The 15,510-nt window shown below is 43.9% G+C and carries 15 protein-coding genes; 9 read left to right on the top strand and 6 right to left on the bottom strand.

What is annotated here, in order from left to right:
• Positions 1 to 63: 63 nt before the first annotated feature.
• Positions 64 to 732, bottom strand: a complete 669-nt coding sequence (locus M2R47_RS03715) for a hypothetical protein (protein ID WP_249099164.1) — start codon at positions 730 to 732, stop codon at positions 64 to 66.
• Between the two features lies 1 nt (position 733).
• Positions 734 to 1,117, bottom strand: coding sequence for a hypothetical protein (locus M2R47_RS03710; protein WP_249099161.1), 384 nt, complete (start codon positions 1,115 to 1,117; stop codon positions 734 to 736).
• A 343-nt stretch (positions 1,118 to 1,460) separates the two neighbouring features.
• On the opposite strand from M2R47_RS03710, the gene trpS reads away from it, so the two are divergent.
• The 4 genes from trpS to scpB all read left to right on the top strand — a co-directional run bounded on the left by trpS (position 1,461) and on the right by scpB (position 4,680).
• Positions 1,461 to 2,525 (top strand): tryptophan--tRNA ligase, encoded by a 1,065-nt coding sequence (gene trpS / locus M2R47_RS03705; protein ID WP_249099158.1) that lies wholly within the window; start codon positions 1,461 to 1,463, stop codon positions 2,523 to 2,525.
• 34 nt (positions 2,526 to 2,559) lie between these two features.
• Entirely contained in the window at positions 2,560 to 3,177 is a 618-nt protein-coding gene (locus M2R47_RS03700) for a methylated-DNA--[protein]-cysteine S-methyltransferase (RefSeq protein ID WP_249099155.1), read from the top strand.
• A gap of 14 nt (positions 3,178 to 3,191) precedes the next feature.
• On the top strand, positions 3,192 to 4,007 hold the full coding sequence (locus M2R47_RS03695) for a segregation and condensation protein A (protein ID WP_249099152.1): 816 nt from the start codon (positions 3,192 to 3,194) through the stop codon (positions 4,005 to 4,007).
• A 70-nt stretch (positions 4,008 to 4,077) separates the two neighbouring features.
• Positions 4,078 to 4,680, top strand: coding sequence for an SMC-Scp complex subunit ScpB (scpB, locus tag M2R47_RS03690; RefSeq protein ID WP_249099147.1), 603 nt, complete (start codon positions 4,078 to 4,080; stop codon positions 4,678 to 4,680).
• 94 nt (positions 4,681 to 4,774) lie between these two features.
• Here scpB and M2R47_RS03685 read toward each other — a convergent pair whose 3' ends face one another.
• Positions 4,775 to 4,918: a hypothetical protein gene (locus M2R47_RS03685; protein WP_249099144.1), complete on the bottom strand. Its 144-nt coding sequence runs from the start codon at positions 4,916 to 4,918 to the stop codon at positions 4,775 to 4,777.
• A gap of 119 nt (positions 4,919 to 5,037) precedes the next feature.
• Between M2R47_RS03685 and rluB the strand changes: the two genes are divergently transcribed.
• The 3 genes from rluB to M2R47_RS03670 all read left to right on the top strand — a co-directional run bounded on the left by rluB (position 5,038) and on the right by M2R47_RS03670 (position 8,584).
• Positions 5,038 to 5,934 (top strand): 23S rRNA pseudouridine(2605) synthase RluB, encoded by an 897-nt coding sequence (gene rluB / locus M2R47_RS03680; protein WP_249099330.1) that lies wholly within the window; start codon positions 5,038 to 5,040, stop codon positions 5,932 to 5,934.
• Between the two features lie 33 nt (positions 5,935 to 5,967).
• Positions 5,968 to 6,513: an acyl-CoA thioesterase gene (locus M2R47_RS03675; RefSeq protein ID WP_249099141.1), complete on the top strand. Its 546-nt coding sequence runs from the start codon at positions 5,968 to 5,970 to the stop codon at positions 6,511 to 6,513.
• Between the two features lie 238 nt (positions 6,514 to 6,751).
• Complete coding sequence (locus tag M2R47_RS03670; RefSeq protein WP_249099138.1) at positions 6,752 to 8,584, top strand: phosphoenolpyruvate carboxykinase (GTP); 1,833 nt, start codon at positions 6,752 to 6,754, stop codon at positions 8,582 to 8,584.
• A gap of 123 nt (positions 8,585 to 8,707) precedes the next feature.
• Here M2R47_RS03670 and M2R47_RS03665 read toward each other — a convergent pair whose 3' ends face one another.
• A complete protein-coding gene (locus M2R47_RS03665; RefSeq protein WP_249099135.1) occupies positions 8,708 to 10,477 on the bottom strand; it encodes an acyl-CoA dehydrogenase C-terminal domain-containing protein in 1,770 nt (589 codons plus the stop codon).
• A gap of 120 nt (positions 10,478 to 10,597) precedes the next feature.
• A complete protein-coding gene (locus M2R47_RS03660; RefSeq protein ID WP_283162902.1) occupies positions 10,598 to 12,421 on the bottom strand; it encodes an acyl-CoA dehydrogenase C-terminal domain-containing protein in 1,824 nt (607 codons plus the stop codon).
• 285 nt (positions 12,422 to 12,706) lie between these two features.
• On the opposite strand from M2R47_RS03660, the gene truD reads away from it, so the two are divergent.
• Both truD and M2R47_RS03650 read left to right on the top strand, forming a co-directional pair.
• Entirely contained in the window at positions 12,707 to 13,783 is a 1,077-nt protein-coding gene (truD, locus tag M2R47_RS03655; RefSeq protein ID WP_249099132.1) for a tRNA pseudouridine(13) synthase TruD, read from the top strand.
• Positions 13,784 to 13,858: 75 nt separating this feature from the next.
• A complete protein-coding gene (locus tag M2R47_RS03650; RefSeq protein WP_249099130.1) occupies positions 13,859 to 14,617 on the top strand; it encodes a M15 family metallopeptidase in 759 nt (252 codons plus the stop codon).
• Positions 14,618 to 14,622: 5 nt separating this feature from the next.
• On the opposite strand, the gene M2R47_RS03645 is transcribed toward M2R47_RS03650, so the two are convergent.
• A complete protein-coding gene (locus M2R47_RS03645) occupies positions 14,623 to 15,474 on the bottom strand; it encodes a symmetrical bis(5'-nucleosyl)-tetraphosphatase (RefSeq protein ID WP_249099127.1) in 852 nt (283 codons plus the stop codon).
• Positions 15,475 to 15,510 lie beyond the last annotated feature (36 nt).

The following is a 15,510-nucleotide window of genomic DNA, read 5'->3' as shown; positions in this document are numbered from 1 at the left end:
CCCACCATTTTTGGTGTAAGTCTTTGAATTTGTTGGGTTTCGTGCCTCAACCCAACCTACGGGCTACGGGCTATTTTCAAAACCAAGTTGCCAAAACCCCATATCCAATAATTTCATTTGTGGATATTCAAATTGTTCTTTATGAAGTTTCTGACGCAAATCTTCCAATTGGATTTCATTATCTGCATAAAATCCAGCCAATTCTTTTAAAGAACTCACGCCGTACGCTGCTGTAATTCCGCATACTTTTTTTGCAGTATCCATAAAGAAACGGTCATAGGCAGGCGTACAAGCCAAAGTACCTAGCAAAATTTTACTCATCAAAACAGATGATGGTTTTGATTTTACATCACCTTTAACAGTCTGTCTGACCATACCATAGTAATCAGAAAGCTCCTTATTTACATTTCTCCAGGCAACTTCCACTTGCTTGTTAAAAATATCTTGGCATTTTAAATTGTGCAAACAGTCATACTCTGGTTTTAAAATAATTTGCACTGCAGGAATATGAACTTTATAATCCTTTTGTAACAAAAAGGATGCTCTCAGCATACCCCAACTTGCCAAATAAAATGCCAAATGCAGGCTTAAGTAATCATAATCTAGCGACGACTGCTTTCTTGCTTTGGCAAATTCAGTATAGCAATGCTCCCAAGAGCGGTATCTGCTATTTTCATCATTTGCATCCAAACAAAACTTATTAGCAGCCTGGATAAAGTCTTGAATATTCAATTTAACTCTCTTGTATTAGTGGTTGTAAATCCAGCATCGCAAAATTTACACCGATAATGCGTTTTTCTGTTACCTTAAAAATTTTAACTTGGCGAGTTTTGGTTTTTCCAGACGAAGTTGTTTCTCTAAGCTCTTTATAAGTTGGATAGCGGTCTATTTCCTCCACCCTCCCCTTAACCAAAGCCTCTTCCTTGCCACATTCATCACAAGTAAAAAATCTCCTTCTCTTTTCCTCCTCACGAGCCCTCCGCTCCTCCTCCCTCTCCTCCTCCAAACGCTTCTCTATCACTGCTGAAGCAATACGACCAATCAAGAAAAGTAAAACTAAGCTTGTAATGATCCAATGCTCAAAACACCACTTAAGAATAGCAATAATAATATCCAAAATCAACTCCTGAAAAATAAAAACATTAGACGAAAAATAATCACAAAAATTCAATGCAAGTATTGTTTAAATTAGCTATCATTGGTTTTGTCAAATACCCAATCCCACTCCTCTAATTTTACAAAAAAAAACGATTTGTCAATCATACTTTTAAACACGGTGCTATAAAAAACTAAAGTTTAGGGTTGGGTATCCAAATTAGCAGATAAAAACTCAACCATATAAACACCATCCCAAAAAATTTCAGCAAAAATCCCAAAGAATCAAACATCACTTGTCAAAAAATTTGCTATAATAATCATTTTATCTTTTCATCATTGCCAAAAACAGACAAGAGACCATCATGAGCGACACCACCGAACAAAGACGAGTTCTTACAGGCATTACCACCACGGGCATTCCCCATCTAGGCAACTATGTCGGCTCAATTCGCCCTGCGATTGCCGCTGCCAATGAAGCGATTGCCAAAGGCGAAGGAGATGCTTTTTTCTTTTTGGCAGATTTTCACGCTCTCATCAAGTGTTTCGATCCTGATGAGATTCATCGCTCCACTCGTGCCATTGCTGCAACTTGGCTCGCCTGCGGTCTGGATCCACAAGCGGTAACTTTCTACCGCCAGTCAGACATTCCAGAAATTCCAGAGCTGGCTTGGGTGCTAAATTGCTCATGTGCTAAAGGCTTGATGAATCGAGCCCACGCCTATAAAGCCGCTGTTGATATCAATGCCGCCAAAGAAGATGTTGATCCAGACTTTGGCATTACCATGGGATTGTTCAGCTATCCTGTATTGATGGCGGCTGACATTTTGATGTTTAACGCCACTCATGTACCCGTCGGTAAAGACCAAGTACAGCATATTGAGATGGCAAGAGACATTGCTGGCACATTCAATTTTAAGTACAAGCCCCTGTTCGTTCAGCCAAACGCCGTCGTTGATGAAGACATTCCCTTATTAACTGGGCTTGACGGTCGCAAGATGAGCAAATCTTATGGCAATACCATTCCGCTATTTGGCGATGGCAACCCACAAATCGACCCAAAAAAAGCACTAAAAAAAGCCATCTCACAAATCGTTACCAACTCCCAGGCACCAGAAGAGCCAAAAGATCCAAATGACTGCAACATTTTTGAGATTTATCGTGCTTTTGCCAGCAAAGAAGAGATTGACGCACTTGCGGCTCATTATCGCCGTGGTATTGGTTGGGGTGAAGCCAAAGAGATTTTATTTAATAAAATCAATGATGAAATCGAACCCATGCGAAACCGCTATTTTGAACTCATGAACGACCCAAAACACCTGGAAGAAATCTTGCAAATGGGAGCCACCAAAGCTCGTCGCGTCGCCCAAAAGCAGCTGGATAAGACTCGTCGTGCCATTGGCATCAAACCACTTGCCAAGCTTAAATGACATGACCTGCGACCACATAAGACAATCAAAAGTAATGTTAATTAGGACTGGCGACGCATCTGTCCAGCACTCAGACACGCACCACTTATCAAAAGTGTTGCGTGTCATGAATGACGCACATGACCGCCCTAACGACCATCTGTGTCATTCATTCATACAGACACCGCTGGGGATGATGATCAGTATTTTTTCACCCAAAGGTTTGTGTCTTTTGGAATTTTTAGACAATAAAACACTTGTCAATGACATTCATACGATCATCAAAGTCTTTAATTCTCACCTACCACCCAACAACAGCAAAGCCATCAAACTCCAACATCAGCTTAACCGTTATTTTGATGGCACATTGACTCAATTTAGCATACCGCTAGACATGATTGGGACAGAATTTGAGCGTAAAGTTTGGCACGAACTGATGAACATTGATTATGGTCAGACAATCTCCTACTCAGAACAAGCCAAAAAAATGTCCATGCCCAATGCGACCAGAGCCGTCGCATCAGCGAATGGCAAAAATAAGATTGCCATCATCATCCCCTGCCATAGAGTGCGACTAAAAAATGGTAAAATTGGTGGATACAGCAGTGGCACTACTCGCAAAAAGCTGCTGTTGCAATTAGAAAGCTCCACCAGTAACACACAACTCATCTGATAATAAGGTTCATTGTGGAAAATTCATCCATTCGCATCTTCGATACGCCTGTTGAAAATCTGCCTGATGATTTATACATTCCACCGCAGGCTTTTGCCATTTGGCTTGAACAATTTGCAGGGCCGCTGGATTTTTTGTTGTATTTGGTTAAAAAAAATAATTTCGACCTTACTGAAACAGCCATTTTACCCATCACAAAGCAATATTTAAGTTATATCAAAGACTTAGATGAAGAGTATTTTGAATTGGCAGGAGATTACCTACTCATGGCAAGCACCCTGATTGCCATCAAAAGCGAACTTTTATTGCCCAATGCAGCTGGCACAGACGATGAAATGAGTCCAAAGGCAAGATTGATCAGAAAGCTTGAGGAGTATGCTCAGATCAAAGAAGTGGCCAGACGCCTTGATGATCTGATTCGCCTTGAAAGAGATGTGTTTTTGGCTTTTACAAGCCTACCTAGCATCGAAGCCATGCAAGCTGAATTACCCAAGTACTCGCCAGCACTGTTGATTAATAGCTTGGTCAATATGCAAATCAAATCAGAACAGCAAACACACATGGTTACCATTGACCCTGTTCCTTTGCCTGAACGCATCGCCAACATCACTCGCACATTAAGCAACAAAGGCATGGCAACATTCAAAGAGTTGCTTGAACCCACTCAGGGCAAGCTGGGTGTCGTGGTGAGTTTCGTGGCAGTCTTAGAACTGATCAAGCGTGGCTTGGTCGGCTTTAATGACTACCACGATGATGAGACAGACATCTCAAAGAACACAGAACATAAAGAAATCAGCATGGACGAACAGATGCTTTACTGGTTGCATTAAACACCCGCTCACCTTAATTTAATTTATCCGACCATTTTTTACCAAATGTAACACCATCATGCAAAACACCATGAACACCCCACCACTTAATGTGGCACAAGAGTCAAACATAACAAAAGATGAACAAAAAGCCATCTTAGAAGCTCATGCCACTGCCGAAGCCTTAAGTCGCTATATTGAAGTATTGTTACACGCCAGTGAAACGCCATTGACCGACAATGATTTAAAGAAACATCTTGCCATGAGTAGCGATGAACTACAAATGGCACTCATCATTCTACAAGAACGACTGTCAGGCAGTGTCCTGACACTCAGTAAGACAGCCAGTGGCTATCGCCTACAAATCAAAGACAGTTATTCACGACTGATTCAGCAAATCTTTCCACAACGCCTTGAAAACCTAAGTCAGGCTTTACTTGAAACCCTAAGCGTCATCGCCTACAAACAACCTGTTACGCGTGGTGATATTGAGCAAGTGCGTGGCGTAACGGTATCAAGTAACATTCTAAGACAGCTGTTTGATAAAGGTTGGATTATGGAGAAAGGTCATAAAGACACGCTGGGCAAACCTGCCCTACTGCACACCACGCCTGCATTTTTAGATGCTTTTGGTTTATCAAGCCTAGATGAGTTGCCGCCACTGCCTGATTTGGAAAGTTTGAAAGTGGAATGATGATCATCCAAAACACGCCTCATTAAAGTTTATAAATACAGTTACAAAACTATTCTTGCTAATTTTTAATAACGGTCGTATGATGGGCGTGGCATCATCTAACATCAGTGTCATCACGCATTCGCCCATGATTGATGATTGCCATGCTTTTTAGCATCAACACGCACTCATCACAAACATTGCTTTCACACCAAAAAGCAAGACGAACGCAAATCGTAACATTGTGAAATGTCATCATCCAAACACAGGAAACGCCCCATGAATGATTTTAATCATACCGATTTTATACCACACACCTCAGAATCCACCCCCACCACTCGCACCGATGGAGAAAAACTCCAAAAATTGCTTGCTCGCATGGGCTTAGGCTCTCGTCGTGGATTGGAGGACATCATTAAGTCAGGGCGAGTCTCTATCAACGGTACGATTGCCACACTTGGCGACCGAGCGACAGCATTGGACGAAATTCGTGTTGATGGACGCTTGGTGCGTATCAAAGCCGAACGAGAAAAACGCCGTCGTGTCCTTGCCTATTATAAACCAGAAGGTGAAATCTCATCAGCATCTGACCCAGAAGGTCGCCCCACCGTCTTTGACCGCCTACCAAAACTCACAGGCGACAGATGGGTCATGGTTGGACGCTTAGACATCAACTCATCAGGATTACTCCTATTTACCAATGATGGTGAACTCGCTCATCGTCTCATGCACCCATCTAGTGAGGTAGCTCGTGAATACGCCGTGCGAGTACTTGGTGATGTGACTCCACAAATCGCTCAAAATCTCACTCGTGGCGTTGAACTAGAAGACGGCATGGCAAAATTTGATGACATCAAAGAAGGCGGTGGCATGGGCGTAAATAAATGGTATCATGTCAAAATCAAAGAAGGTCGTAAAAGAGAAGTTCGCCGCATGTTCGAATCACAAGGACTGAAAGTGTCTCGGCTGATTCGCACTCGCTACGGCACCGTCATTCTACCAAAAGAATTACGCACAGGACGCTTCATTGAGCTTGACGCCAAAGAAATCAGCAAGCTGGTTGAAACGGTCGGTTTGCGTCCACGCATCGGCACAGGTCTTAATACTGCCACCAAAGAAAAGCAAGCACGCATTCATAAAAAACCGTTAAAATCTCGTGCTGTTCGTCGCCAGCACACAGATGGCAAATCCTCCAAAAATGGATCACAATCAAAAGAGCGTAACGAAAAATCAAAATCGCCGAACCTAAAGACCGCCAAGTTTTATCAAGTTTGACGGTAACAATCAGCCCAAAACAAGGAAATCAGCATGTATCCGTTTTTACGCCTAACCAAAACCATTGTCAAAAGCTCGCTCGGTCTAAAACAAGGAAAAGCCCTAAGCTTGACCGACACCAGTGAATATCATTTCACCGCCAATGTCAATGACATTGACAACTTTCTTGAAATGAACAATGGGAGAATCTTGACACTGTTTGACTTAGGTCGCACGGATTTTGCCATTCGTTCAGGTCTTGGGGTTAAGCTCATCAAAAATCGCTGGGGTTTGGTGGTGGCAGGCAGCACCATTCAGTACCGCAAGCGAATTCGTGCTTTTGATAAGGTTACGATGAAAACTCGCATTTGTGCCATTGATGAACGCTGGTTTTATGTGGAGCAGACCATGTGGGTTAAGGGAAAGTGTACTTGTCATGCCCTTTTGCGAACAGCAGTTACCGATTTTAAATCTGGCAAAGCCCTACCAACCAAAGAAATCTTAGACAGCTTGGGTCATTCAGACATCAACCTACCCCCTGATGAATGGGTACAAGCATGGATACAGGCAGATCAACTCCGTCCATATCCAGATATATGATGTTTAAAATCCCCAAGTCAAATGCTTGGGGATTATTTCAAGCATTATTACCCACCTATATTGCAACATGCCCATTCCATCAGTTTTAATCATCATTAAAAAAAATAGTTTCATTTATTTTTAAAATAATGATTATCATTGTTTTATTTTTATGTTTTAATAGGTCATTTTTTTTATATGTAGTACTTTTACTTCGTACTTACTTTTTCATTCAATCTAAGAACCCTGAGAGGTTATCATGACCACAACCATCACTGCCCCACAATTCGTCCGTCACCAAGCTTTAATCGATTGGGTGGCTAACATTGCCAGCCTCACCAAGCCTGCCAACATTGAGTGGTGCGACGGTTCAGAAGAAGAATACGATCGCCTCATCAATCTGATGATTGAGAATGGGACAATGATCAAGCTTAATGAAGAAAAACACCCGAATTCTTATTTGGCATTCTCCGATCCGTCAGATGTGGCCCGTGTTGAAGACCGTACTTTCATCTGTTCTAAGCAGCAAATTGACGCAGGTGCAACCAACAACTGGAAAGCCCCCGATGAAATGCGAGCAATTTTAAATGAGAAATTTGACGGCTGCATGGCAGGTCGCACCATGTATGTGGTACCATTTAGCATGGGTCCGCTGGGTAGCCACATTGCCCACATCGGTGTTGAAATCACCGACAGCCCTTATGTTGTCGTCAGTATGCGTAAGATGGCTCGCATGGGCAAGGCTGTCTATGATGTACTGGGCACGGACGGTGAATTTGTACCATGCGTGCATTCTGTTGGTAAGCCATTAAGCGATGGCGAGAAAGATGTGGCATGGCCGTGCAATGATGACAAGTACATCGTCCATTTTCCAGAGACTCGTGAAATCTGGTCATACGGTTCAGGCTATGGTGGTAATGCCCTACTTGGCAAAAAATGTCTGGCACTACGCATTGCATCTGTCATGGGTCGTGAACAAGGCTGGCTGGCTGAACACATGCTCATCTTGGGCGTAACCAATCCAGAAGGCAAAAAACACTATATCGCCGCCGCTTTCCCATCCGCCTGTGGCAAAACCAACTTTGCCATGCTCATTCCACCAGCGGGTTATGAGGGCTGGAAGGTAGAGACGGTTGGTGATGACATCGCTTGGATCAAGCCATCAGCAGATGGCAAACTTTACGCCATCAACCCAGAAGCAGGATTTTTTGGCGTAGCACCAGGAACAAACACTAAGACTAACTCAAACTGCATGAGCATGCTGGGGTCTGATGTACTTTATACCAATGTCGCCGTAACAGAAGATGGTGAAGTGTGGTGGGAAGGCAAAACCAAAGAGCCACCAGCAAATCTCATCAACTGGAAACGCCAACAGCATGATGGATCAGAAAAAGCATCGCACGCTAATGCTCGCTTTACCGTATCAGCAGCACAATGCCCATCCATCGACCCACAATGGGAAAACCCTGAAGGTGTGCCTATCTCTGCCTTTATCTTTGGTGGTCGTCGCGCTGACACTGTGCCATTGGTATCTGAAGCCTTTGACTGGGTGGACGGCGTATATAAAGCGGCAACCATGGGTTCTGAAACCACCGCCGCCGCCACAGGGCAGCAAGGCGTGGTACGCCGCGACCCATTTGCCATGTTGCCATTTGCAGGCTACAACATGGCCGACTATTTCACCAATTGGCTGGAAATGGGCGACAAACTAAACAAATTGACCGCACAGCATGGCACAACAATGCCAAAAATGTTTAAAGTGAACTGGTTTCGTCGTGATGAACATGGTGATTTTGTCTGGCCTGGATTTGGTCAAAACATGCGTGTTCTTGAATGGATCATCAATCGTTGCGAAGGCAATGCGAACGCTGTTCACACGCCGATTGGATTGGTACCTACCTATGATGACATCAACTGGGCAGAGTCTGATTTTAGCCAGCAACAGTTCGACTTAGTAACCGGCCAAGACAAAAACTCTTGGATACAAGAACTTAATGACCATAAAGCATTGTTTGAAAAACTGGGCGAACGCATGCCTCAAGCTCTGATTGACCACCAAGCCAAATTGCTTGATGCCGTACAAAAATCCTAATCAAACCACAAAAAAAATACCTTAATGATAATTAAGGTATTTTTTTAACCTTCATCATCAATCCTCACAAGCAACCGAATGATGAATGGCGACTGTCTATTGCTGTCATTCTGCCATCAGCGACTAAAAAAAATCATCGTCAAAAGCCATCACGCTTGACGCACTCGCCTGTGCCATGTCAGCATGTGCATAGAGCTTCGGCAACATTCGCAAAACAAAGTAATCTGCAAGCTTACGACGCTCATCATAGAACTTACCAGACTGACCATCGCATGCTTGCACAATCAATAAATACATGTACGCATAGCATAAGTAACCAACTGCATGCAGATAATCCACCGCAGATGTGTTAATGAGGTGAGTGTCTTGCTTGGTAGCACTTAGCAGATGCTCTGTCAATGACCGCACACGCTTGGCGGCTTTAATGGCGGCATCTTTGATGGCATGATTCGTATCCGCCTGACACGCATCTAGCACCTCATCAATAAAGCTCAATAGCGTCATGGCTTGATTCTTAATGACTTTACGACCCAATAAATCTAGTGCCTGAATGCCATTCGTCCCTTCATAGATTTGGCTGATGCGTGTATCACGAACGATTTGTTCCATGCCCCATTCTTTAATATAGCCATGACCGCCAAATACTTGCTGACAGCCCACCACCGCTTCAAATGCCATGTCGGTCAAAAATGCCTTAGCAATCGGTGTTAATAGGGCAATCTTAGCATTTGCAGCCGCCCTCATCTGTGTATCGTCGCTAAATTTAGCAATATCCAGTTCACGAGCCACATACATGGCAAAGGTACGAGACGCAACACTATTGCATTTGGCATTTAACAGCATGCGACGCAAATCACCAAAACCAATGATGGCATCGGCAACTTTATCTGTATTTTGTACGCCAGCATCATTACGACCTTGCAGACGCTCTTTGGCATATTGACAAGCGTTTTGATACGCAAGCACGCTCGCCCCCAGCCCTTGCAAACCCATGGTAACACGCTCATAATTCATCATGACAAACATGGTGGCAAGCCCCGTATTTTGTTCACCCACCATATATCCCTTAGCATCATCAAAATTCATCACGCAAGTCGCCGATGCTTTGATGCCCATTTTATGCTCAATCGACCCACAAGTAACAGCATTTCTCTCACCCAAAGAACCATCAGCATTCACCAAAAATTTTGGTACAATGAATAAAGAGATGCCTTTAGTACCAGCAGGAGCATTTGGCGTCTTAGCAAGCACCAAATGAACGATGTTCTCAGTCAAATCATGCTCGCCACCAGTGATAAAAATCTTCGTGCCAGTGATGTTGTAAGAGCCATCTTCGTTTGGCGTGGCACGAGTCTTAATGATGCCCAAATCCGTCCCTGCGTGTGATTCGGTCAGGCACATGGTACCAGACCATTCACCTGTATAAAGCTTGGGCAGATAAACATTTTTTTGTTCCTCACTGCCACTGGCGAGCAAGCAAAGACTGGCTCCAACCGTCAAGTTTGGGTATAAAGCAAAAGATTGATTGACCGAAAACATCATCTCTTCGGTAAGCATCGTAATCATTTTTGGCATACCCTGTCCACCAAATGATTCGCAGCCACCCAGTCCGATCCAACCCATCTCAGCATAAGACCTGAATGCCTTCCCAAACCCCATGGGCGTCTCAACCCTGCCCCTACCCAGATATTTCGCCCCCTCGTTATCGCCAGATTGATTGATTGGCAATAATACTTCACGGCTAAATTTCGCCATCTCCTGCAAGACCATGTCCACCGTATCAGCGTCCATGTGCGACAGACTGGGGGTGTTTTGCCAAAATTGTGATGCTTTAAACACTTCATATAAAGTAAATCGCATCTCATCTAACGGTGCGTGATAACTCAAACTCATGACCACTCCTTGTTTATGATGAATTTTAAAAATAATTTTCACTCTAAAAAGCTACTGCCATCAAGAAACAACCTTTAAGATCAAGCTGACAACCATCTGATGTCAGTAGCTGACAGATCATCAAAAGGCAAACTGTTCCACCTCCATTGCCATCAATGATTCATGACCACTGTTGATTCGTGCAACATGAACCGCATGGCGTGGCATGAGTTTGGCAAAATAAAACTCCGCCGTTTTAATCTTGGCATCATAAAAGCCGTATTCGCCATCCAACGCATGTTCCACATCTAAGCTTTCACACATTTTATCCAGTCGTGCATAAGCGACGGTCGCCATTTTTGCCCATAGATAACCCAAGGTAACATAGCCACTAAAAAACAGATAATCAACCGCTGCCGCACCAATAGCGTCTGCATTTTGAGTGCCCTGCATGCCAATACGAGTGGTGATATCGCCCCATTGTTTATTAAGCTTGGTAAGCGTGCTTATCATCTGACCCACACGGTCATCATCTTGATGCTCTTGGCAAAACTGATGAATGATTGTCGTGAAGTTGGCAAGCATTTTGCCTTGCGAACCCAACACCTTACGAGCCAGCAAATCCAATGCTTGAATCTCTGTCGTCCCTTCGTATAAGCATGCAATGCGAGTATCACGAACATTTTGTTCCATGCCCCATTCACTGATGAAACCATGGCCTCCATAGACTTGCACACCCATGTTAGCGGCCTCATGACCTGTTTCAGTCAAAAATGCCTTGGCAATCGGTGTTAGTAAAGACAGCATTTCATCAGCAAACTTTGCCTGTGCATGCTCACCTTTGGCGACAATGTCAGCAAATTGAGACAGGTAGTACACCAAAGCTCGACCACCTTCAGCAAATGCCTTTTGGGTCAATAGCATGTTACGCACCGCTGGATGGTGAATGATGCTATCAGCAGGTTTTTGTGGCTCTTTGATACCGGATAATGAACGCATTGCGGTACGATCTTTGGCATACTTTAAAGAGCCTTGAAACGCAAACTCAGACGCCGCCAAACCCTGAATTGCCGTACCAATGCGTGCGACATTCATGAAGGTAAACATGCAATTTAGACCACGATTTTTCGGCCCTATCAAATATCCCTTAGCATCATCAAAATTCATCACGCAAGTCGCCGATGCTTTGATGCCCATTTTATGCTCAATCGACCCACAAGTAACAGCATTTCTCTCACCCAAAGAACCATCAGCATTCACCAAAAATTTTGGTACAATGAATAAAGAGATGCCTTTAGTACCAGCAGGAGCATTTGGCAGGCGAGCTAAGACGATATGAATGATGTTTTCGGTCAAGTCGTGTTCGCCAGCAGAGATGAATATTTTTTGTCCTTTAATGGCATACGATCCATCTTCATTTGGTGTGGCACGAGTCTTAATGATGCCCAAATCCGAGCCTGCGTGTGATTCGGTCAGGCACATGGTACCAGACCATTGACCCGTATTCATTTTTTCAAGATAAGTGGTTTTTTGTTCGTCTGTGCCGTGATGCTCAATGGTTTGAATGGCACCGTGTGACAATCCTGGATACATGGAAAAAGACCAGTTTGCCGTCCCCATGATTTCACTGACGGCACTTGATATGGAAGTTGGTAAGCCCAAGCCGCCATACTTAGGTTCGGCATTTAACGCTGCAAACCCAAGCTCACAATACTGCTCATATGCTTGTTTAAAGCCTGTCGGCGTCGTGACTTCACCCTCATCAAAAGTACAGCCTTCAAGGTCGCCTGTGCGATTTATTGGCGATAACACTGACTGGGCAAAATCCGCCGCCGCTTCCAAATAGCTATTAATCGTCTCTATGTCAAGTTCATGATATTCATCCAGTTTGGCGTAATGCGACTGGCTATCTAACAGTTCGTGCATCACAAACTGCATATCACGAAGTGGGGCGATGTATTGCATGATCATTCTCCATTTAACTCATGTGTCATGTTTGGTATGCACTCAATTTAAAATAAAGTCATCACCCCTGCAATCTTTTCATCAGACTGGCTGGTCATTTTAAGCACTTGATCATTCAAATGCATCATCATAAGGTCAAGCATCGCTTCCGTGAGATAAGCTTCGGCTGACCAAATACATATTCATCAAGCATTTTTGATGATTTTTCATCATCATGCACTTTTTAATTTGAGAAATGTGCCAAATCATGCTTTAATAGCCATTTTTAGCTGTCAACCGATCCTCATGCAAACCATCATTTCAGCCACCTTTAAGAACACACCTACTGACTTTATTGTTACCGAACAGCTTTGTCTGGATTTTGATGGATGTGGCGAACATCTTTGGTTATATGTAGAAAAAATCAACCTAAATACCCATTTTGTCGCACGCCTGCTGGCTGACTGGGCAGGCATTCCCATTCATGATGTTGGCTACTCTGGCATGAAAGACCGCCACGCCCAAACCTTTCAGTGGTTCAGCTTACGATTACCAAACAAACAGCCACCACAAAAGCCTTTTAATGATATTGCTCTAAAAGCACTCAAGCCCACCGAGTACCTTGCTTTATTACAACAACACTGGCATGGTAAAAAACTTAATCGTGGCACGCATGCTGCCAATCATTTCACCATCACTCTCACTAAGGTCGTCGGTGATAAAGATGCCATCGAACAGCAGCTCACGGACATCATCAATCACGGTGTGCCAAACTATGTTGGCGAACAAAGATTTGGACAAGATGGAAACAACCTAAGCCAAGCCCGAGCATTTTTTCAAAAGTTATTAGACAACCCCAAGCCTTACAAGCCATTCAAAAAAGACTTTGAACGCCATGGGATACTCATCTCATCAGCACGCAGTCATTTATTCAATGAAATTTTAACATTACGAGTGGCTGATGGTACTTGGAATCAAGCAATTGATGGCGATGTGTTCAATCTTGATGGCACAGGTTCAATTTTTACCAGTAAGATTGATGATGCCGTCATCGAACGCCTAAAAAGACATGACATTCACCCCACCATTACCCTGTTTGGCATTGGAGAAAATAAAGCCAGTCAATCCGCCTTGGCGGTTGAAAATGCCATTTTTCAAGATGAAAAAAACAGCGTACTCATCAAAGGCTTAGAAAAAGTTAAGGCAAAAATGTTACGCAGACCCACACGACTGATTGTACGCAATTTGTCTTGGAAATGGAAAGATGATGCACTGACATTAAGTTTTGTACTACCCAAAGGTTCTTTTGCTACCGTGGTGCTTGATGCGATGGTTGCACATCTGCATCAACCAAAACCCCAACATTCTCCGCTTCGTAAGTAAAGATTGGCATTCACAAATGTCATCACGAACAGCACTTATCTTAAATTCTTAACACGCAATTCAAACATAAAGACAATGCAGACAACACATAAAATCAAGCATCACATCGCTCTGTTTTTAATGGCTTTTGGTAGCATGACTGCCTACGCCACGAACATATCAGATAAAGAACATGTCAGTACCACAACAACTGTTAATATGATGTGGGTCAATCACGAGGAGACAGACGAACCTCTGAACAAATCCCCTGACGAAAATTCATCGCCAGTCGCCGCCACGCCCATCTGCTCACCTGATGCCTTAGCAGTTGGCATCAAGCATTTTTCATACCAAGAGGCTTTTGCTGAAGATTTGGTATGGAGTGGCTATGGCGATAAAAACCATGAGAACAAACTCATTCACAAAGATGTCAAAACACCTTTACAAGAACTGGTCAAAGCAGCAGCCAAAGACAAAGTTGCGTTATACCCAAGTTCCATATTCCGCTCCGTCCGCGCTCAAGATGTCATTGTGAAGCGTAAAATCCGCCAAAAACAATCTCCAAAAACCATCTACACCACCTCATCACCTGCGGGATTTTCCGAGCATCACACTGGCTATGCGGTAGATTTTGCACCGATTGATGATAAGTTTGCCAAAAGTAAAGGTTACCGATGGCTCAAAGAACATGCCAAAGAGTATGGGTGGGAGCAAACTTTCACGCCAAACTTTTCCTCTCAAACAGGCGTGTCAGAAGAATCATGGCATTGGCGATATGTTGGAGATGAACGAGGTCAGAAACTTTTTGCACCACGCACTTGCCAACCACTTGATACCAATCTTGAAAAACAGTAAGTCCGTCAAATTTGGGCATTGCCATCAACCCAAAACAACTTTTCGTCGCCAAGCCGATAGGCCACCAGTCTGCCACCCCACACACAGCCGCCGTCAAGTGAGCGTATGGTACGACTGGCAACTTTGGCTTGTAATGCTGCCCAATGTCCAAATAAAATCCGTCTTTGCCTTGGTACTTCCCATAAAAACCAGGGGCGAAATCCTTTTGGCATTTCATCAAGCAAGCCTTCTTTAAAGCCAAATTCAAGTGTGCCATTGGCATCACACAGTCGCATTCTGGTCAGGTAGTTAGCGATGTGTCTAAGTCGCTTTGCACCACTCAAATCATTTGCCCATCGTTCGGCTTTTTTGTTGTATAGTTTTGGTAGGAGTTTATCAAGACTGTTCAAATCCGAACCAAGTGCGATTTGTAGCTCTTTGGCATAGCCAGCCGCCTCATCAATTGACCAATTGGGCGGAATGCCTGCATGCGTCAATACCGTTTTATCATCAGGATACAACAAAAGCGGCTGCTTTCGAAGCCAGTTTAACAAGTCATCACAGTCATGGGCTTTGAATATGGGCAAGGTGTTGTCCCTAGGCTTAGGCGGCATGATTCCACGCCACACCGCAATCAATGTGATGTCATGATTACCAAGCACGGTTGCCAACGCCCCCACATCAGACAGCCTCTTGACTTCACGCAAGGTTGCCAAGGAGTTCTCACCACGCGCCACGATGTCGCCAGCAAGCCAAATCTTATCTTGTGCCTCATCAAAATCAAGCAGGTTTAATAGGCGAGAGAATGACCCAAAGCACCCTTGTAGGTCGCCGATCACATACTGATGACGATAAGTCTTTTGTCCGTCTTTATCCATGTTGTTTTTTGTGTCAATGAATGGTTAAATCCGCCC

The organism is Moraxella oculi (assembly GCF_023336735.1).
GTDB lineage: Bacteria > Pseudomonadota > Gammaproteobacteria > Pseudomonadales > Moraxellaceae > Moraxella > Moraxella oculi.
This window is presented reverse-complemented; position numbering and strand designations above follow the sequence as displayed.